Origin of the sequence: Hyalangium versicolor (assembly GCF_020103695.1) — a bacterium.
Taxonomy (GTDB): domain Bacteria; phylum Myxococcota; class Myxococcia; order Myxococcales; family Myxococcaceae; genus Hyalangium; species Hyalangium versicolor.
Genome location: NZ_JAHXBF010000017.1, coordinates 79,863 through 98,964, shown reverse-complemented (window position 1 = coordinate 98,964; position 19,102 = coordinate 79,863). Strand labels below are relative to the sequence as shown.

The 19,102-nt window shown below is 66.6% G+C and carries 14 protein-coding genes; 6 read left to right on the top strand and 8 right to left on the bottom strand.

What is annotated here, in order from left to right:
* Positions 1–48: 48 nt before the first annotated feature.
* The 5 genes from KY501_RS32030 to KY501_RS32010 form a co-directional block, all read right to left on the bottom strand.
* Positions 49–1,251: an HlyD family secretion protein gene (locus KY501_RS32030; protein WP_224367447.1), complete on the bottom strand. Its 1,203-nt coding sequence runs from the start codon at positions 1,249–1,251 to the stop codon at positions 49–51.
* On the bottom strand, positions 1,248–3,710 hold the full coding sequence (locus KY501_RS32025; RefSeq protein ID WP_224367446.1) for an ATP-binding cassette domain-containing protein: 2,463 nt from the start codon (positions 3,708–3,710) through the stop codon (positions 1,248–1,250). The genes KY501_RS32030 and KY501_RS32025 overlap by 4 nt, the downstream gene beginning before the upstream one ends.
* Positions 3,707–4,903 carry a protein kinase domain-containing protein gene (locus KY501_RS32020; protein ID WP_224367445.1) on the bottom strand — a complete coding sequence of 399 codons (1,197 nt, stop codon included), beginning with the start codon at positions 4,901–4,903 and terminating at the stop codon, positions 3,707–3,709. Before KY501_RS32020 ends, KY501_RS32025 begins: the two co-directional genes overlap by 4 nt.
* Before the next feature lie 103 nt (positions 4,904–5,006).
* Positions 5,007–5,180 (bottom strand): hypothetical protein, encoded by a 174-nt coding sequence (locus KY501_RS32015; RefSeq protein WP_224367444.1) that lies wholly within the window; start codon positions 5,178–5,180, stop codon positions 5,007–5,009.
* A gap of 282 nt (positions 5,181–5,462) precedes the next feature.
* Positions 5,463–6,413: an AraC family transcriptional regulator gene (locus tag KY501_RS32010; RefSeq protein ID WP_224367443.1), complete on the bottom strand. Its 951-nt coding sequence runs from the start codon at positions 6,411–6,413 to the stop codon at positions 5,463–5,465.
* Positions 6,414–6,510: 97 nt separating this feature from the next.
* On the opposite strand from KY501_RS32010, the gene KY501_RS32005 reads away from it, so the two are divergent.
* Positions 6,511–7,470: an oxidoreductase gene (locus KY501_RS32005; protein ID WP_224367442.1), complete on the top strand. Its 960-nt coding sequence runs from the start codon at positions 6,511–6,513 to the stop codon at positions 7,468–7,470.
* A gap of 169 nt (positions 7,471–7,639) precedes the next feature.
* The gene (locus tag KY501_RS32000; RefSeq protein ID WP_224367441.1) at positions 7,640–8,524 is read left to right on the top strand and encodes a hypothetical protein; all 885 of its coding nucleotides are present in this window, start codon (positions 7,640–7,642) and stop codon (positions 8,522–8,524) included.
* A gap of 67 nt (positions 8,525–8,591) precedes the next feature.
* On the opposite strand, the gene KY501_RS31995 is transcribed toward KY501_RS32000, so the two are convergent.
* On the bottom strand, positions 8,592–11,477 hold the full coding sequence (locus KY501_RS31995; protein ID WP_224367439.1) for an RCC1 domain-containing protein: 2,886 nt from the start codon (positions 11,475–11,477) through the stop codon (positions 8,592–8,594).
* Positions 11,478–11,789: 312 nt separating this feature from the next.
* Here KY501_RS31995 and KY501_RS31990 point away from each other — a divergent pair, with 312 nt between their 5' ends.
* Positions 11,790–12,356, top strand: a complete 567-nt coding sequence (locus KY501_RS31990; RefSeq protein WP_224367438.1) for a hypothetical protein — start codon at positions 11,790–11,792, stop codon at positions 12,354–12,356.
* Positions 12,357–12,437: 81 nt separating this feature from the next.
* Positions 12,438–12,596, top strand: a complete 159-nt coding sequence (locus KY501_RS31985) for a hypothetical protein (protein ID WP_224367437.1) — start codon at positions 12,438–12,440, stop codon at positions 12,594–12,596.
* A 7-nt stretch (positions 12,597–12,603) separates the two neighbouring features.
* On the opposite strand, the gene KY501_RS31980 is transcribed toward KY501_RS31985, so the two are convergent.
* Positions 12,604–15,567 carry a hypothetical protein gene (locus KY501_RS31980; protein ID WP_224367436.1) on the bottom strand — a complete coding sequence of 988 codons (2,964 nt, stop codon included), beginning with the start codon at positions 15,565–15,567 and terminating at the stop codon, positions 12,604–12,606.
* Between the two features lie 394 nt (positions 15,568–15,961).
* On the opposite strand from KY501_RS31980, the gene KY501_RS53335 reads away from it, so the two are divergent.
* Positions 15,962–17,326 carry a calcium-binding protein gene (locus tag KY501_RS53335; RefSeq protein ID WP_309243015.1) on the top strand — a complete coding sequence of 455 codons (1,365 nt, stop codon included), beginning with the start codon at positions 15,962–15,964 and terminating at the stop codon, positions 17,324–17,326.
* A gap of 193 nt (positions 17,327–17,519) precedes the next feature.
* Complete coding sequence (locus KY501_RS31965) at positions 17,520–17,792, top strand: hypothetical protein (protein ID WP_224367435.1); 273 nt, start codon at positions 17,520–17,522, stop codon at positions 17,790–17,792.
* A gap of 116 nt (positions 17,793–17,908) precedes the next feature.
* On the opposite strand, the gene KY501_RS31960 is transcribed toward KY501_RS31965, so the two are convergent.
* Positions 17,909–19,048, bottom strand: coding sequence for a serine/threonine protein kinase (locus KY501_RS31960; RefSeq protein WP_224367434.1), 1,140 nt, complete (start codon positions 19,046–19,048; stop codon positions 17,909–17,911).
* Positions 19,049–19,102: the final 54 nt, after the last annotated feature.

The window sequence follows — 19,102 nt, the reverse complement described above, 5'->3', positions numbered from 1 at the left end:
CGAAGCAGGCGGGGCACTGCATGCCCTCCAGCATTCCCTGCCTGAACGCTATCCTTCGAAGCGGTCGAAGAGCTTCGCCAGGACGAACTCGTAGATCCGCAGCTGCCCGGTGACGATCTCTCCTCGCACCGAGTATCCCGGGCGGACCTCGAACGGGTGTGGCGGGGGCAGGTCCACGATGGCGAAGAACTCATTGGCATCGTTCGGTGGGGAGACGTATCGAACGCGCCCCTTGAGCACTCCGTACCGATGGAAATGAAACGCGTCCACCTTGAGGTGCGCCCGCTGGCCCGCCAGGACTCGCTTCACCTCGTCCTGCGTCAGCTTGAACCGCGCATACAGCGCGCTCCCTTCCTCCAGCTCGGGCGCCACCTCGACCAGGATTTCTCCCGCGAGGATCCGGTCGCTGCTCGCCTTGGTATTGTAGAGGTAGCGGATGGTTCCGCGGATCTCCGCCCGTACCTCCCGTCTGGCCGCGAGCAGGCCGCGCAGCTCCTTCTCCTCGCGCTGCTTCTCCAGCTCCCTCCGCAGCTTGTTGGCTCGCTCGAGCAGCGAGAGCCGTGCCGCCTCCGCGCCGAGGAGATCCAGCTCAACGCGTGTGAGCTCGTCGCGATAGGTGCCCCCCAGCTTCAACCCCGCCGCCTCCTGCTCCCGCTGAAGCCTCAGCAGCTCGGTGGCCGCGCTCGTTGCCTCCAGGACGCCACGGTAGTCCGCCTCATGCTCCTCCTTCGAGAGCAGCCCTCGCTCGTAAAGCCCGCGGCTGCGCTCCGCCTTCACCTCCGCCAGCGCCTGTTTCTGCTGGGCGAGCTCCCGCTGGCGGGAGAACGCGCCCAGGCTCTCGCGGATCTGGGCCTCCTCCGCCCCGTGTCTCTGCCGCAGGATGGTGAGCTGGCGGCGGTGACGCACTGCCCGCTCGCCCGCATTGTCCATCTGCTCCACCACCGTTCCCAGCTCCTCCTCCAGGGCCTGGTAGTCCTCCTCAGCCTTTCGCGCGGCGGCATCGACCTCTTCGTTGTCCAGGAGCATCAGGAGCTGGCCCGCCTGTACCGTGTCCCCCTCGTGGACGTACTGGTCCACCCTCCGCACCTCGTACGGCGCCTTGTGGACGGAGCGAGGCCGGTAGGAGAGCACTTCCCCCTCGCGGACGCGCACGACGGCATTCACCTCTACCGTCGCGAAGAGCACCGCCCCGATGGCGCAGCTCCCCAGGAGCAGGGCGAACATTCCCCTGATGTGCCCGAGGCCGCTCATGCCACCTCTCGGGCCGACGTGCCGTCCGTCGGCCCCTCCTGGATGCGTCCGCCGCGCAGCAGGACCTTGCGGCTCAGGTGCAGCCCCTCCACGGACTCGTGCGAGATGAAGAGCATCGCCCGATCGTCAATCTCCCCCAGCAGCCTGGCGATGGCAGCCTTCGACTCCTGGTCAATCCCCCGGAAGATCTCGTCGAAGATCACAACGTCCGCATCCGCGAGCAGGGCGCGCAGCACCAGCACCTTGCGCCGCTGGCCGGTGGACAGATTGCGCCCCCCTTCCTCGATGAGCCGCTCCAGGTGGTCCGGGTGCTGGACGATGCAGTCGTAGAAGCCGATTCGCTTCGCCAGTTCCACGATGCGCCGCGTGCTGTGGCGCCGACCGAAGGTGATGTTGAAGCGCAGCGTCTCGTTGAAGAGGGTGTCCTCCGCCGAGACCAGCACCACCCGACGCCGCAGCGCCCGCTCACCACCGAGGAGTTCACGAGGGATGTCGTTGACCAGCACCCTCCCACCGGAGGGCTGCTGGAGCCCGGCCAGGACCCGCACCAGCGTGGACTTCCCGCTCCCGTTGGCCCCCATCAGGAGCACCTTCTCCCCCCTGCGCAGCGTCAGATCCGCTCCTTCCAGGACACCCTGGCCCGAGGGGTAGCGGTAGACGAGCCCTCGCGCCTCCAGGGCCTCCACCCGCACGTCCTCCTCCGGCGCGAGCGGGGCGCGGCCTGCTCCGCCCTCGCCGAAGTCGAAGTAGCGCCTCAGGATCACGAGGTTCTCCTGCAGCGAGAGGTTCTCCTCGAGCAACGTCGTGAAGGAGGAGAAGATCTTCGCCGACAGGGCGATGAAGGTGAGGAGCTGTCCGAGCGTGACCGTCTGCAGGGCAATCAACCCACGGGCGCACAGCAGGATGAGCAGCAGCGAGGCGGCCGTGGTGACGAGAGCGACGGCCGCGGTGCTGGCGAGGTCGAGCAGCTTCCCCTTGCGCTGCGTCTCCAGGTAGCGCCCTGCCTGGGTCCCCAGCTGCGCGCTGAAGTGCGCCTCCAGGTTGAAGGCCCGGATGGGCTGCACTCCCTCCAGCCCCTCCACCATGCAGGAGAGCAGGTCGGCCTTGTTCCGGAAGCGCTCGCTCTCCAGCCGCCGCAGCGCCGGCGTCACCGCGACGAGGAGGGCACCCAGCACCAGCAGCGTCAGCAGCACGAGCGCGGCGGCTTGCGCATTGAGTACGAAGAGCACGACGAGCGCGTTGAGCGAGACCCAGGCGTTGACGGCGATGCGTGAGAAGTAGCTGGTGAAGAAGCTCTTGAGCTTGAGGCTGTCGCTGATGCGTTCGAGAAAGTCCCCCCGCGTGAAGGAGCGCAGGTACTGGATGCTCCCCGTCAGCATGCGATCCGCGAAGCGCAGCAGGAAGTAGCGGTCCAGCTCCAATCCCAGGTGCACCGCCACGTACCGGGTGTACACCCCCATGAGAATGTCGAACAGCCTGAAGAGTCCCAGGCCCAGGGTGAAGGTGGCCAGCACTCCGAAGTCGAACTGAGGGATGATCTCGTCGACGAGCAATTGGTTGACGAAGACGGCGGTGTGCGTCGTCAAGGACGAGAGCACGGCGGCCAGAAGGAAGAGGTACCAGATGCCGCGCAGCGCGCCGAGCTCCTTCAACAGCCTCCGGAGCGGATGGGCCGGCGTCTCGTCAGGCGTCCGCCGCTCCGCCCGCGACGCCGGCGCCCGCACCGCGAGCACGACGGGCGCCGCCAGCATTCGCCTCTCCTCACTGCCCTCCACCGCGCGGAAGCGCTGAGGAACGGATGAGAGCTGCTGGTGGTGGATCAGGTCGGCGAGGAAGGCCTGCTCGGCCGCCTCGTCCTTCAACCCGAAGTTCTGCTTCACGTAGCTGAAGTAGAGCAGCTTGTTGTACAGCGCCGCCACCTCGGCCTCGCTCGGAGGGGTGTCCAGCCGTATCCCGTACCTCCCCAACTCCTCCATCACCTGGCCCTGGATGCGGCTGCGCCACAACTCCTCCGTCAGGGGGACCTGGACGGTATGCGCGCGCCGGACGAAGTCGGCCACCGTCCAACGCTCCACCTGCCCGTGCGTGGGGTTGAGGATGCGCAGGCACCCCCGCTCCACTCCGTCGACCACCACGTAATGCAACAGTCCGCTGGCGTGCACGCGCACCGTGGCCAGACACGGGGCGAGTTCCCCCAGCTTCTTCTCCAGCCCCGCGGCATCGCTGAGGTCCAGCGCTTGTGTGCGCACCCCGAAGCCGTGCTCCTGGAGAAACGCCTTGAGGCTGTCGAGGCGCAGCCCCTCGATGCCCAGAGGAAGGGCGGCGGCAATGGCCTCGCGACTCATGAGGACCCCGAACCGCTCGCAAAGCGTCTTCACCGCGCTGATGCCGCAGTCGTTGCTCCGCAGCTGAGGGTCTACCTTCAGGCGGGCCCTGCGCAGCCATCCTCCGATGCTCATGGGCAGACGCGCTCCCCGGCGCGAACGGGCCCGCGGCGCCGCTGGGCTGCACTCCAGCCCTCCAGCATCGCCACGGCGCAAGGGAAGCGCTCCTCCGGGCCCTTGGCGAGGGCGCGCGCGATGACGTCGGCGAGGGCCGCGGGGATGTACTCGCCCTCGGGCGTCTCCTCCGCGCGGGGGGCGGGCTGGCTGCGGATGGCCTGCGCCAGACGTCTCCACAGCACCCTCTCCGAGAAGGGCTCGTGGCCCGTGAGGATCTCGTGGAGCAACACCCCCAGCTGGAACACCTCCGAGCGCATATCGCCCGGACGGCCGCTGATGCTGAGCGAGCCGGGCTCGATGCGCTCGGGGGGCATGAAGGCGGGAAGGCCGCCGTGGGGGACGGCGGTCTCCTCCACCGCGTCGCCGCTCCGCCGTGAGAGGCCGAAGTCAATGAGCTTCACCCGGCGCTCGTCCGTCAACATGAAGTTGCGCGAGTGGACATCGCCGTGCAGCAAGCCGTGGTGGTGCAAGTGGGCGAGCGCGGCGAGCGTCTCGGCGCCGATGCGCACTCGCTCTGGCAGGGACAGGGATGCCTCCGCCATGGCCTCGCGAATGGGAGTGCTGCCGGCATGCTCCAGCGCGGCGTAGCAGGGCTCCCCGGGGTGGAAGGCCAGCAGGCGACAGACGTTCTCATGCGGGGCCAGCCCGGCCATGAAGAGAAACTCCCGCTCGAAGAGCTTGCGCTCGCGGCTCGCCCTGGGGCCCTGCAAGACGAAGACCTTGAGCACCGCGGGCATTCCGGTGCCCACCTGCTCTGCGTGATGGAGCGCCACGTCTCGCTTCTCGATGATCAACTCTCCGACGCGGTACTCCCCGAGCACCTGCCCGGGAGTCAGCGCCCAGGTGGACTCCCCTCGGAAGTCCGCCCCTGCGGAGCGCAGCAGGCCGGCGCGCCGCATGCGCTGGAAGAAGGTCCGCACTGTGGCGGCGATGGCTTCCTGGCGACACCCCGCCTGGCGCGCCAGTTCCTCCAGCGCCTCAGCCTCGGCCCGCGGCTCCCTGAACAGCTCCAGGTAGCTCTTGATGACCGGGTTGACCAGGTAGCAGTACTGGTGAGCGCGCGTGTCCACCACCATGAAGCGCTCGCCGTGGCTTGCGCCGGTGTTCGCGCCCGAGTCGTCGAGGAGGCTCGAACCCTCGTCTTCGCTCAAGGGGCGGAGCTCGAAGTACTCCGGAAATACATAGAGGCATTTCTGTGTCATGACCGAGAGAGGAGCGGGGTGCGCTGCGGCTTGGTTCTGTTCTCAGGCCGCTCTATTTGTGGCCGGACTTCCAGGAGCAGCTCTTGCTCTTGCTACTCTTGCGACTCTTGCTGCTCTTGTGGCTCTTGCAGGTGCTGCCGTGGTGGCCGCCGCCGGCCTTGAACTCGAGGACGCGGTCCATCTGCTCTTCGGTCAGCTCCTCGAGGATGTTCGAAAGGTTCAGCATTGAAGTCTCTCCATGAAAGGATTGATGGTGGATGTTGCAGGTGGCTGTTGCGGATGACGATGCCGTGGCGCACCCCGCCGCGATGCGACCCGCTCCGAATCGCATCGGGAGGCATGGTACGAACGTCCATCTCGCGGCAGAACTGTCCTGGGGACTGGCTTTGAAGGCGAATAGCGTGCAGATGCCGCTCCTCCACCTCGTCAAAGCCATGACCTCATTCAACCGGACGCCGCGGGGCAAGAGTCAGAACCGCCGCCAGGAAGCCGCGGCCTACCCGAACTATTACCCTGCCGAGGAAGAGCGTGATGACGACTGGCCGGACGCTCGGGCAGCGCTCCGGTAGTGATGGGGTGCGTTGCCGGTGACGCGCTTGAAGGCGTTGCTGAAGGCGCTCTCCGACGTGTAGCCGAGCGATTGAGCAATGGTGGAAACCGGGGTGCTCTCCTCTCGCAGCTCCCGTTCGGCCAGCCGCATGCGCCACTCCGTGAGATAGGTCAGCGGGGCGATGCCCGCCACCGTCTTGAAGTAGTGGGCGAAGGTCGACCTCGACATGGCCGCGGCTTTCGCCAGCTCCTCGAGTTGCCACGTGCGGCCGGGCTCGGCGTGCATCAAGCGGATGGCGGGCGCGAGCCGCGGGTCGGTGACAGCTCGAAGCCACCCCACGGGTAACGAGCCGGCTGTCTGGAGATGGACTCGCAGGATCTGCACGAACATGAGCTGAGCGAGCTGCGCCGAAGCAATGCTGGCACCTGGAAGCTCGGCGGATTGTTCGCGGATGAGCTGGTCGAGAAGCCATTGCAGGACCGTCGCCTGAGGCGAAGCCGCCCGAACGTGAATCAGCGGGGGCAGGACATCCGTCAGGAGTTCGCTGCTGGCCGGGTTCAATCGGACATGGCCGCCGATCTGGATGCAGTCGTCGCCCTTACCTACCCTCGCTGTCTTGATGCTGCCCTTGAACAAGCCAGTCGCGTCGACGGGGGGGACCGCCAGATCCCCGGCGAGAACGAAGGAGCGTCTCGCCGAGAGGAGAAACACATCCCCCGTCTCGACACGCACAGGTGCCTTCTCTCCGTCGATGCGGAGCCAGCAGCTCCCCTTCACCATGGCAAAGAACTTCAACTTATCTGGCGGGGGAAAGCGGATGGCCCATGAGCCGCCAGCGGTGAAGCCGCCCGTCAGGACGGATTGGGCGTCGGCGAGCTTGAGGACGCCAGACAGAGGATCGGCCACCATTCTTGCAATATCGCGCAAGTCATACGGACTTTCGAGCATTCAAAGTTCGAGGGGCGGTCCTTACATTGCTCGGACCTTCAACTCAGGAGTGTTCGTCATGTCCACCCTTCAAACCCCCCTTGGATCCGGTTTCGGTCCAGCCTCGACCACCGCCGATGTCATCAAAGGCGTCTCCCTGGAGGGAAAGATCGCTGTCGTCACGGGTGGCTACGCGGGGCTGGGTCTCGAGACGGCACGGATCCTCGCATCGGCTGGCGCCAGGGTCATCGTCCCGGCGCGCGATCTCCAGAAGGCCGCCGCCGCGCTGAACGGGCTGGAGGGAGTCGAACTCGAGCCGATGGACTTGATCGACCCCGGCTCGATCGACACCTTCGCGAGGAAGTTCCTCGATTCTGGTCGGCCGCTGCACATCCTGGTGAACAACGCGGGTGTCATGGCGCTCCCTCAACTGAAGCGCGATGCGCGGGGAGTCGAGCACCACTTCGCGATCAATCACCTCGGCCACTTCCAGCTCGCCCTGCGACTGCTCCCGGCCTTGCGACGTGCGAAGGGGGCGCGCGTCGTGTCGTTGTCGTCCCGGGGACATCAGCGGTCGGACGTCGTGTTCGACGACCTGAACTTCGAGCGTCGCGAGTATCAACCCATGCTGGCCTATGGCCAGTCGAAGACCGCCAACATCCTCTTCGCCGTCGGACTGGACGCACGCGAGAGTGCCAGGGGCGTGCGCGCCTTCTCCGTCCACCCCGGCAGCATCGTGGCGACCGATCTGGGACGGTATCTCTCGACCGAGCAGCTGCGGGCCCTGGGAGTCATCGACGAGAACGGCAGGCCGATCCTCGATCCGGAGAGACAGCTGAAGACCGTGGAGCAGGGTGCCGCGACCCAGGTCTGGTGCGCGACGAGCCCGCGGCTCGAGGGCATGGGAGGGGTCTACTGCGAGAACGTCGAGGTGGCCCGCCTGGTTTCCACCGAGGGCAGCTCCGGAGTGCGGCCTTATGCGATCGATCCCCGATCGGCCGATCGCCTCTGGGAGTTGAGCGAGGGGCTCCTGGGGTAGGTGGATCAGGCCGCTCAAGTACGCGAGCGGCCCGAGTTCCCCCGGCACCAAGCCTCGTGCGGCCCCATCTATCCGGAGTGATTCCGCGCAGCTTCGTGCGACCCCATCTCCCCGCCTGTGGCATGCCACAGGCTTGTGGTACTTGGGGGGCTCACCTGGAGACCCCCCCATGCAATTCCGCACTCTCGCCCTCGCCAGCCTCGCCGCGCTCGCGGCCTGTAACAACGACGTTCCCGAAATCGCGGAGGAGACCGCCGTCAGCACCGCCGCGGTGACGGCCACCCGCCTCTACGCCTCGGTGGGCGACAACGAGCTCAGCTTCGAGACGCTCGGCACTTTCGAGGAACGTGAGGGTGTCCGCGCCCTCATCATCCGCGCCACCGCGAACCGCTACCTCTCGGGCGTCCTGAGCTTCGTCCCCGACGACGCCTTCGGGGACGCGCACATCATCAGCGAACGCCGGTTCGAGATCGTCCTCCACGAGGGCCACGAGCTCAACACCGTGCTCTCGGGCCTGCCGCTCTTCGTCCGCGTCGATACCTTCACGGGCACGCCGCGCTCGTACACCGCGCGCATCGTAATTGCCCCTCGGTTCTTCGACTTCCGCGGCGACAGCGGCATCTGGATCGATGAGGCGGTGAATCCCATCTACGTCGTCCAGGGCAACACCAACCTGCTCTATCGTGGCCACGCCTCGGTGTCCGGGTACGTGGACTGGCTCTCTGTCACGGCGCCCGACGGCATCCCGCAGGTCTACGGCCGGCCCAACTACCGCCTCGACTGGTCGTACCCGGCGCTGTACCAGGCCATTGACCCGCACACCGTCCCGCTCACCTTCAGCGCGGGCGCCGATAACGGCGTGGCCATGGAGAAGACGGCGCGCCTCGTCGCTCGCGTGACGGAGTTCGCGGTCACCGATGGCGACGCCTACGACGTCTGGCCCAGCCCCGACTGCGACCCCACCGTCTACAGCTGCTACCACTCACAGCCCGCGGGCACGACGGACTTCGGGCAGTGCGGTACCTACCGCCAGGTCCTGCGCTGCACGTACTAGATGATTCGTGACGCACCTCGACTGGCGCCTGCCCCGATGAGGACAAGCGCCAGCCGATCACGGCCTGCTAGCAGCCTTCGTCCGTAGCTCCGTCGCAGTCGTTGTCCACCCCGTCGCACTTCTCGGGGGCGCCTGGCCTCACGTCGAAACGCTGGTCGTTGCAGTCATTGTGAGAGACGGCGTAGCCCGGTGGCGGGATGCATCCATAGGGTGGGGGGCCAAAGACGGCGTAATCGCCGTACCCGTCCCCATCGGAGTCCTGGGAGAAGTAGGTGGGCAGGCTGCTGTCCCAATCGTTGCAATCGTTGTTGTTGGAGACGAAGCCCCACGGTTGGTAGCACGCCACGATCGTCCCCGCCGAGGCACTGCCAAGCCCGTCCCTGTCCCCGTCCATGTAGTACAGGTTGCCCACGCCGTCGTCGGTGTACCCATTGCAGTCGTCATCCCGGCCGTTGCACACCTCGCTGGCCCCGGGGTGTACACTGGCGTTGGTATCGTTGCAGTCGTTCCAAGAGTAGGCATAGCCCGGGGGGCGAGAGCACGCCTGGGTGGTCGAGGAACCGCCGTACCCGTCTCCATCTTCGTCAGAGTAATAGGTGCCGAGCGCGCCTTCGTCGATGGTACCGTTGCAGTTGTCGTCCACGTCGTTGCACGACTCCGCGGCACCCGGCTTCACGTTCTGGTTGGAGTCGTTGCAGTCCGTGGAGTTGGACACGTAGCCCGCTGGCGCGGAGCACGCCTGGGTCTTCACCGAGGCCGTGCCGTACCCATCCCCATCCTGGTCGCGGTACCAGGTCGTGCCCACGCCCTCATCGACGGTGCCATTGCAATTGTCGTCCACGCTGTTGCACACCTCCGTGGCACCGGGCTTCACCTTGTTGTCAGCGTCATTGCAGTCGCTGGAGTTGGTGACGTAGCCCGTGGGGGCGGCGCAGGCCTGGATGCTCGCCGCCGCATTGCCGTACCCGTCTCCATCCTGGTCGCGGTAGTACGTGCCCAGGTTCCCTGTCTCATCCGACTGTCCGTCACAGTCGTTGTCGAGCCCATCGCAGACCTCGGTGGAAGGCCCGTGGAGCGGGACGCAGTGGATGGCCCCACCCGAGCAATACGTGACGCCCTCGGCACAGACCCCGAGTTCTCCGGTCGTGCATGCCAGGGTGCCGCCCGGATTGCCCTCGTCGACAGTGCCCGAGCAGTCGTCATCCACCCCGTTGCACGTCTCCGTGGCACCGGGCTTCACGCTGGGGTTGCTGTCGTTGCAGTCGCCGGGGGTGGCGATGTAGCCCGCCGGCGCCGTGCACGCCTGGGCACTCTTCGCGCTATTGCCGTACCCGTCTCCATCCGCGTCCTGGTACCAGGTGGGGCCGATTCCGTCGTCGACGAGGAGATTGCAGTTGTCATCCACTCCGTTGCACGTCTCCGTGGCACCGGGATTCACACTCGTGTTGGCGTCGTTGCAGTCACTGCCGTCCAGCACGCGCCCCGAGGGCTGCGCGCAGGCCTGGACGGAGTCCGCTGGGTCTCCATACCCATCCCCGTCGGCATCGCGGTGGAAGAAGTCGCCCGCGTTGTCGTCCGTCACCGTGTTGCAGTCGTTGTCCAGCCCATCGCAGATCTCCAGGGCACCTGGATGGATGGAGATATCGAAGCCATCGCAGTCCAGGTCATTCTCAACGTAGAACAGGGAAGGCTCGCAAGCTTCCTCGGGTGAGAACAGGTCGTCGTCGCCATATCCATCACCATCGAGATCGTAGAAGTAGATGTTCAGCAACTGCGTCTGGGTGAACGTCGACCGCGAGGTCCACGTGCCATCTCCCAACTGCCCATTGGTGTTGTCTCCCCAGGCCCAGAACGGGCAACCGGGACGCAGCGCCAGCGCATGGGTGAGCCCCGCGGAGATGGCCACCGCATCATTCAGTCCCAGCACGCGCACCGGGCTGTTGCGCTGCGGGGGGCTCGTCGTTCCATCCCCCAGTTGGCCCTTGTCGTTCTGTCCCCACGCCCAGGCTGCACCGGTGGAGTCGATGGCCAGCGAGGAGTTGCCTCCCGTGGAGATGGCGGTGACAGCCACCGCCAGCCCAACCGGCACCGGGACCAGCGCCGTGGTCGTCGTCCCATTGCCCAACTGGCCAGCGGTGTTCTGCCCCCATCCCACCGCGCTCTGGTTGGACAGCAGTGCCAACGAGTGGTTGGCTCCGGCGGCAATGGCGGTGGCTGGGAGCACCAGGGTCACCTGGTACGGCGTCAGCCGGTTGCCGGTCGAGCTTCCATTGCCAATCTGGCCATTGGTGTTGAGGCCCCACGTCCACACGCGTCCGTCGGTCCCCAGTGCCATCGAGTGGAACCAGCCCGCGGAGACCGCCTGGACGCTGCCAGGCAGGTTGATGCGCACCGGCGTCAGCCGCTCCGTCGTCGTCCCATCCCCCAACTGCCCATAGGCGTTGTTACCCCACGCGTAGACGCTGCCATCCGCGGCGATCGCCAGCGAGTGGTAGAGCCCTCCGGCGATGGTCACGGCTCCCCCGGGAATGGTCACCGGCACGGGCACCAGGCGTGTCGTCTTCGTTCCATCTCCCAGTTGGCCCTTGTCGTTCAATCCCCACGCCCACACCGTGCCGTCCATCCCCAGCGCCAGCGAGTGGCTTCGCCCCGCGGCGATCGCCTTGATGGCCGGTAGTCCCACCACCCGCAGAGGCATGTTGCTCTTGTTCAGCGTCCCATTCCCCAACTGGCCCTTATCGTTCAGACCCCACGCCCACACCGAGCCGTCCGTGCGCAGCGCCAGCGAGTGGGCATTGCCGGCGGAGAGGGCCTTCGAGATCGGGCTGGACGCGAGTGAGAGGGCGACGAAATCCTCGTCAGCGGATGCAGCGCGCAGCTCTTCACTGCCCTGCGCGAGAACCTCGCTCGCGGTCCCATCTCCTCCCGAGACATCCCCCCCACAGCCTGTCACCCACAGGCTGCAGAGCACCGCACATAGAATCCCTACAGCCGGCCGCTGCCTCTGCATTGCTCACTCCTCCATCCGGAAAAACTTCCGGCGGAAGCTAGGAGCGCTTCATATGCAGCAGAAGAGATTTTCCTATTCGTGTTTCCTGAATTCCGGCCTTACGAGAACGCGAGGTCCGGGCGAACCGGTCCGTGTGTCCCACGATCCGAGCTTCGCATGTCAAAGGGGAAAATCACCCCATCGGGTACGTGAGGTCGTCCCTTGCACTCGCCATTCCGCTTCGCTCTACCACTCTGCATGGCCCTGACGCTCCTGATGCCCACCCTCCGTGCCCAACGCTCCGGTATCGCCGTGGGCCGCGATACGGTGGTCGTCGCCTGGTCCGAGCACTCCAAGACCGAGCAATCCTCTCGCGTGTACGTCTCGGAATACAGGGACGGGGTCTGGAAGCAAGTCGGGGAGCCGTTCTCGGGGGTGCCGGACCACTCGGTCCTGGAGGTCTCCGTGGCGATGGATGAGCAGGGCAACCCGCACGTGGCTTGGACCGAGGAATCGGACCTTCGCGACGAGGGCGTCATCTACTACAGCCGTTGCTGGTTCGGCTCGGGCTGGACTCCACCCGAGCTGATCCAGCCGCGCGGCGTGCTGTACGGCTTCTCGCAGCCGCAGATCGTCGTGGACTCCACCGGAGAGCCCTGGGTGGCCTGGGACCGAATGGGCGGACCGCCGTACTCCCAGGAGATCTACTACCGCAGGCACCGCTCCTCGGGCTGGGAGCCTGAGCAGTTCGTCTCCGGGGGAGTACTCTCCGACTTCCACGTGAATCGAAGAGGCTTCCCCTTCGTGGCAGTACAACAAGGGGCCGTTCTGCAGCCGCAGTAGCTCAGTGAGCGTGACTGCGGTTTGCCTGACGAGATAACGCCTCTGCCCTGGCGAGGTGCGACGGGCCGCCGGTCAGCAGCGATGGCCGGCGGGCAGCTTGTGGATCATGCCCGCCGCGACGCGCGCTCGCGCGGCCTTGGCGTCGGCGAAAAGGACTTCCTCGAAGCGGCGGCGGAGCGGTGGAAGAAGCTCGACGCTGTCGAATATCCATTCACGCGGAAGGTGGCTGACCACCTGTAGCTGAGGGCTACGGCAGCCGCAGCTGGAGCACCAGGTAGATATAGGTGGGGCCCACTTTGGTGATCTCGTAGTTCACCGTTCCCTGGTGCCGGATGACGACCCAGAAGGAGGTGCCGTCGGCGGAGCTCATCTCCGGAATGGCCTTGTTGCCCAGCAGGTCGCCTCCGTAGGTGAAGCCGTAGGAAGGATCGTTGATCCGGCCGTACTCGATCCCGAAGCCGTAGCTGGGCCGGATGTAGATCGGTCCCGAGGGGGTGGAGGTGAGGGCGAAGTGGCCGGCCCGCAGATTGATGTCGAGCGGTGTCGCCACCCGTGGCCGTCCATCCAGTTCATGCTCGGCGAGGAAGTAGGCCTGGGCATTGAATGGAACGTAGCCATTGCCGATGTCGAAGTGGCCTTCGGTCGGGTGCCACAGCGAGAGGACTCGATCCGGCCCCAGGGCGATCGCCGTGAGGACGCCGCCCTTCACGGTCTGGGTGCCGGTGAGCGTGCCGTCCTGGAAGAAGGAGAGCGTCTCGAGCGTAGCGCTGTTGGAGGGGTTGGGCAGCGACACGACGGCGCGTCCGTTCGCCAGGGCGAGCCCCGCGGTACCTCCCGCGGCGGCGTCGACTTCGGCCTGGAGTCCCCGCAGCACCACGCTCCCCGTGGCACGCCGGTAGAGGAACAGGTTGAACGCGGAGACGCCCAGCGAGCCGAAGCCGGTGACGCTCGAGAGCACCATCCCGGCCGTGTCATCGTTCCCCAGCCCGGAAGCCAGGAGCCGGGTGTCGGAGGGCACATCGGCCAGGCGCTCCAGGCCCTGAAAGCTCCCGTTGGCGTAGTGGGCGAGGACCATCGCGGGTGCGGAGTTGCTGCCCACCGTGCCGCTGGGGAAGCTCAAGGGGCGATCTGCGTGGAAGAGCGCGGAGATCGTCCCGTTGGACTGGATTCCGAGCGCGGCAGGGGCCATGGGCACTGGCACGGCCCAGATCTGGCCGTTGGCCTCGCGCACCGCGAGCACTTCTCCCGCTGGGATGGTGGCCACCGGGCCCCCGAAGGTGATCTCGCCCTGGGTGGTGACGACGATCGCGACGCGGCCGTCGCGCGCCGCGAACCGGGTCGGAAAGAGGGACGAGCCATCGGCGGTGGTGATCGGAAGCACCGCGGCCACGGGCGTGTGCCGGAACTTCACGCGGACCGGGCTCTGGGTGTCCGCGAACACGTCGAACCAGATGTACCCATACAAGGACAGGAAGGGCTCGTAGCCCGGGTATTGATCCAGCACGCTCTGGGAATCGGGCTCGAAGAAGAGCTGATGGCGCGAGCCGACGGGGACCTCGACGGTGCAGGTGGAGGTGCAGTCGATGGTGCCATCCGCCGAGCGCATCCGGCCTCCTCCCGTGCCCTCGAAGGAGAAGGTGACCTTCGTCCGCTCGCGGGCAAACTGCGTGTCGGGCGGCCGGATGTAGACGCGGCTCCCGTCCCATGCGGCGGCGATCGTGCCGTCAGGACCGACGGCCGCCGTGGGATGGTAGAAGGGATCCGGGCTGGTGCCCCCGCTCAACGGGACGGACTGCTCGAGGGTGATCAGCTCCGAGCGCAGGCTGCCATCGCGAGCCACCTCGGTGAGCGCGAGGGGCGGCTTGCGCCCCTTGTAGAGTCCATGGACGACCCGCGGGGGGCCATCTCCGAGCGTGGCGATGCGGGGATAGGTGATGGGCCCCAGCTCGTACGATGTCCACGCCGTTCCGTCGTACACGCCATAGATGCCCCGGCCACTGATGACGAGCCCGCCCTCTCCATCCGGGTTGGACCCGATCTCGTCATAGACATACGTGACGTGGACCTGGCCACGTCCGTCCACCATCACGCCGCCGCCAAAGCCCGCGGCCACTCCGAGCTTCGGGAGGGGGATCAGCTCGAAGCCTCCAGCTCGCTGGTAGTAGACCTTCTGGTAGGACTCCGAGAGCAGCACCAGGTTGCCGTTCGCGTCCAGGGCGCCGTCGACCATCCGCGCGGACAGGGGCTCTCCCGTCATCAGGTCTGGCAGGGACACGCGGCTCCAGGAGCCTGGGGCGTCACGGCGGTAGAGTTCGACTTCGCCGCTGGTTCTGTTGACGAGGAGGTGAGGCAGCCCGTTGTGCAGCAGCATGCGCATCTCATAGACGGGGTTGCCCTGGCCGGCGACGCGCTCCTCGGTCCAGTCCGTGGTGCCGCCCAGAGGGCGGGAGCGGTAGAAGAGCTCGTACGAGGCCTGGGCCAGGTAGGCGAAGTGGACGGTGGTGTCATCCGTGGCCATGGCCGAGTTGCGGAAGGCGGGCAGGGGAGACAGCAACGGCTCGCACGCGCCGGTGAAGCGGCTGTACGTGGCTGCGGAGATGGGGCCGGGACCGCAGGAGATGGCTCCGCCTCCCAGGGCGGTGGCTGCGTGGACACCGCCCTGAATGTCCACCGCCAGGGAGGTAGCGCCGGAGAGGAAGGCGGCGCAGCTCAGGCCCGGCACATCGAAGTAGCCATTGGGTTTGGTGGAAGACACGCACTTCGCGGACCACGAGAACGAGCGGCTGCTGGTGGCGGCCTGGGTGGACTGAAGCTTCAGCTCTCGTTGCCGGGTGAGCGCGAGGATGCGCGTGCGGAGCTGGGTGCCCGGCGTGGCGCTCGGGTCGCGGATGACCGTCTGCAGTAACTCGCCGTTGTCGACCTTGAAGGTCGCGAGCTGGGCGAGCGTTCCCAGGGCTCCGCGGGTGCCCACGTAGACGACCGAGATGTCACCGGTGGCCTGCTCGGGCTGGATGGGCAGGAGTTGGATGGCGTCCTCCTTGGCGAAGAAGCCGAAGACGGTCACGGCGCCTTGCGAATCGGTGCTCGTCCACCAGCCGTAGAGATCCGATGGCTTCACATCGGAAGGATCGATGTCGGGACCCGAGCCTTTGCAGTCGCAGGCCGAGCCCACCATCGCAGCAAGGAGCGCACCGAAGAGCCACGAGCGCACGAAGGACCTCCTGTTCAGGGGGAGATCCTTCATAGCCCGGAATCCCACTGTTTCGTTACAGGGGGTGAATACGTTTCAGTGGTGGCGGACGGGAAGGTCACGCGGGTTGAGATGCCGCCTGCGCGCGGCATCGGCGTACTCCCTCTGGCTACTCAACAGCTAACGGGGCGTCTGGATAATGCCTTCAACCACGCTGCAGGGGGAAACACACATGCCCACGGTCACGAGAAGCCCGGCGCACCCAGCGAAGCCGCCGAGCTCCAGCAAGCCAAGCTCCAGCAAGCCAACACCTGCCAAGCCGCATCAGGTGCCCAAGGGCGCGCCGCCCCCTGCTTTGTCGGCCAAGGCCCGGGCCCCTGTCCAGGGTGACAGATTCGAGGCGCCAGGGCCACGAGTGCGCGCCGACAAGCACGGGAAGACGCTCGTGGATCTCGGCTCAGGCAACAACCACGCGACCGTTCACCAGCAGAAGGACGGCGGGTTGACGATCTCCTCGGACGGCAGGACGGTGAAGCTCACCGCGCAGCAAGCTCGGAACATGGTCATCCGGGGAGGCGCTGGCAACGACACCATCGTCGCGGACAAGAGCGTCAAGATGGGACTGCGCATCGATGGCGGCAGCGGCAATGACACGATTGTCGGCGGCAAGGGCAACGACCGGCTTTCGGGGGGCAAGGGCCGTGACGTCCTGAAAGGCGGTCTGGGCAAAGACACGCTCTCCGGCGGCAGCGGCAACGACAGGCTCTCTGGCGGCAGCGGCAACGACAGGCTCGTGGGCGGAAAGGGCAAGGACACGCTCTCCGGCGGCAGCGGCCGTGACGTCCTGAACGGTGGCCAAGGCAACGATCGGCTCGTCGGCGGCAGAGGCAACGACACGCTCATCGGGGGGCAGGGTCATGATCGGCTCTCTGGCGGAAGCGGACATGACGTCCTGAGAGGCGACCAGGGCAATGACACGCTCTCCGGAGGCAGTGGCAACGACACGCTCATCGGGGGCCAGGGCAACAATCGGCTCTCCGGAGGCAATGGCAACGACGTGCTCATCGGGGGCAATGGCAACAATCGGCTCTCCGGTGGTAGCGGCGACGACGTGCTCATCGGGGGCCAGGGCAACAACACGCTCTCCGGAGGCAGTGGCAACGACGTGCTCATCGGGGGTCAGGGCAACAACACGCTCTCTGGCGATAGCGGCGACGACGTGCTCATCGGGGGCCAGGGCAACAACACGCTCTCTGGTGGCGACGGCAACGACGTGCTCCTTGGGGGGGAGGGTAACAACGCCCTCTCCGGCGACAGCGGCGACGACGTGCTCATTGGCGGCCAGGGCAACAGCACGCTCTCTGGTGGCGACGGCAACGACGTGCTCCTCGGCGGCCAAGGCGACGACGTGCTCATTGGCGGCAGTGGCGACGATGTCCTGAGAGGCGGTCAGGGCAACGACGTGCTCATTGGCGGCCAGGGCAACGACACACTCTCTGGTGACAGCGGTAACGATGTGCTTGCAGGCGGCCGGGGCAACGACAGGCTCTCGGGCGGCGATGGCAACGACGTGCTCTTCGGCGGCCGGGGCAACGACAGGCTCTCGGGCGGCAATGGCAACGACGTGCTCCTCGGCGGCCGGGGCAACGACAGGCTCTCGGGCGGCAATGGCAACGATGTGCTCCTCGGCGGACGGGGCAACGACAGGCTCTCGGGCGGCAACGGCCATGATGTGCTCGTGGGTGGCCACGGCAATGGCCGGCGCGCAAAAGGGCGATAGGGGCCCAGTTGGGGGGAGGGAGGGGGCAGAGGAGCCGGGCAGGGCCGACGATGGTGCCACCCGGAGGAGAGCTAACCGAGCGCGGCTCACTCCGTTGAAGCCAGGGTGAAGAGAACCTGGATACCACAGCACCTCTACGCCTCGCTCGCTGGCGAGCACCAGATCCTCTCCACCCGTGTCCGGACCACGGAGCATGGCCACCACGGCGGAGCCATCTGGTGAGAAGCGAGGCGTGCTGGTGCGCCAGCGGCCCACGTGTTCACTGCGAGACTGGAGCGCGACCGGCTCCATGTCCATGGGGCGCATGGGGCACACGGCGACGCTGCTGGCCAACGGCCAGGTGCTCCTCGTGGGAGGAAGCGGCCTGAACATCTTCGGTATCTCGGCGGTGGAGCTGTACACGACCCGAGGCTTTTGTTCCCGCGAGAGCGGTAAGGAATGCTCGAAAGACGAGTTCGCTCCGTAGGTGGAGTGGATCCGGCTCCTGGAGACAGCAACTGCCTCTGCCTCCAGGTAACACGGGCGGGGGGCTCCCACGAGCCAGCCGGCTCCCACGGCTACAGGGAGCCGGCACCGGGGCGCTCAGGCCGTCGCCGAGTCTTCGCGGCCCATCAAGCCCCTATCGAACATGAGCTCGCCCGCCGCCGTCTTCAGCTTCTTCAGCTCGTCGGCGGCTTGAGCCCTGCCGAAGCCCATCGGAGCCAGCCCGCCGCGCAGCTCGTTCGCCAGCGCGCCCGCCGTTGGGTAACGCGCCTTCGGCGAGCGCTGAAGGAGCCTGCTCAGCGTGACGCTCAAGCTCTGGGGGAGCCCCGCCGTCGCCGTGTCGATGTCCTCCTGAGTGTAGGTCGCCGCGCGCCAGATCGTCTGATCGATCAAAGGGTCGCACCCGGCCAGTCTGGCGCGCTTGATCGCGCGCTTCACACGGGTGAGCTGCCTCTTCGAGAGCGCCGCCTTCGCCGCTTGGGAGACTGGCATGTCGGTGTCGAGCAGGTTCTTGCCCGTGGACATTTCGAGCATGACGAGCCCGAGCGCGAAGAGATCCGAGCGTCCATCCACCTTGCCGCCGAGAAGCATTTCCGGCGACGCGAAGTAGGAATCCCCCTGAGGGCGACGCACGGTGGAGGCGACCCGCCCGGGCAACCGAGAGAGTGCGAGCCCGAAATCGGAGACCTGAACCTCCCCCTGCCAGTCAACGAAGACGTGCCCCAAGTCGATCGCCCGGTGGACGATGCCCATCGGGTTCCCCTTGTCGTCCGTCGCCGTGTGTGCGTGCTCCAGGGCGCTCGCGACTTCGGCACCGACGTAGAGCGTCAACTCGGGCGAGAACCAACGGTCGAGTCCGGTCACCAGCCCCATCAGCTCGTCGAGGTTCTGCCCTTGAGGGTGGTCGCTGATCACGTACCAGGTCGAGCCTTGCTTGTGCTGACCGTGGATCCGCACGATGCCCGGGTGCTTGAGGTGCGCCGCAAGCCGTACTTGCTCTTCGAGCTTCGCCCGAGCCTTGGGGACGCGCATCCCATCCGCAAGGCCAACCAGGCGCGGGTCGCCGACGGCCTTGAGCAGCACCTTTCCCTTCGGGTGCCCATCGACGCGACGCCGCGCGAGAAAGAGGCTCAGACCGTGATGCGCCTCGCCCAGGTCTTCGCGGAACTCGTATGAAACGCCGTTCCCATCGGTGAACAGAATCGCCCCCTTCGGAAGCCTGAACTCGATTGCTGGCATCGCTCGTTCCTCCCCTGGCTCGCACGGGCACCATGCCAGCGCGATGCACGGCAC

Bases quoted from the DNA above. Each gene is read 5' to 3' on its own strand.
- KY501_RS32030 (WP_224367447.1), bottom strand. From the start codon at position 1,251: ATGAGCGGCCTCGGGCACATCAGGGGAATGTTCGCCCTGCTCCTGGGG.
- KY501_RS32025 (WP_224367446.1), bottom strand. From the start codon at position 3,710: ATGAGCATCGGAGGATGGCTGCGCAGGGCCCGCCTGAAGGTAGACCCT.
- KY501_RS32015 (WP_224367444.1), bottom strand. From the start codon at position 5,180: ATGCTGAACCTTTCGAACATCCTCGAGGAGCTGACCGAAGAGCAGATG.
- KY501_RS32010 (WP_224367443.1), bottom strand. From the start codon at position 6,413: ATGGTGGCCGATCCTCTGTCTGGCGTCCTCAAGCTCGCCGACGCCCAA.
- KY501_RS32005 (WP_224367442.1), top strand. From the start codon at position 6,511: ATGTCCACCCTTCAAACCCCCCTTGGATCCGGTTTCGGTCCAGCCTCG.
- KY501_RS32000 (WP_224367441.1), top strand. From the start codon at position 7,640: ATGCAATTCCGCACTCTCGCCCTCGCCAGCCTCGCCGCGCTCGCGGCC.
- KY501_RS31990 (WP_224367438.1), top strand. From the start codon at position 11,790: ATGCCCACCCTCCGTGCCCAACGCTCCGGTATCGCCGTGGGCCGCGAT.
- KY501_RS31985 (WP_224367437.1), top strand. From the start codon at position 12,438: ATGGCCGGCGGGCAGCTTGTGGATCATGCCCGCCGCGACGCGCGCTCG.
- KY501_RS31965 (WP_224367435.1), top strand. From the start codon at position 17,520: ATGGCCACCACGGCGGAGCCATCTGGTGAGAAGCGAGGCGTGCTGGTG.
- KY501_RS31960 (WP_224367434.1), bottom strand. From the start codon at position 19,048: ATGCCAGCAATCGAGTTCAGGCTTCCGAAGGGGGCGATTCTGTTCACC.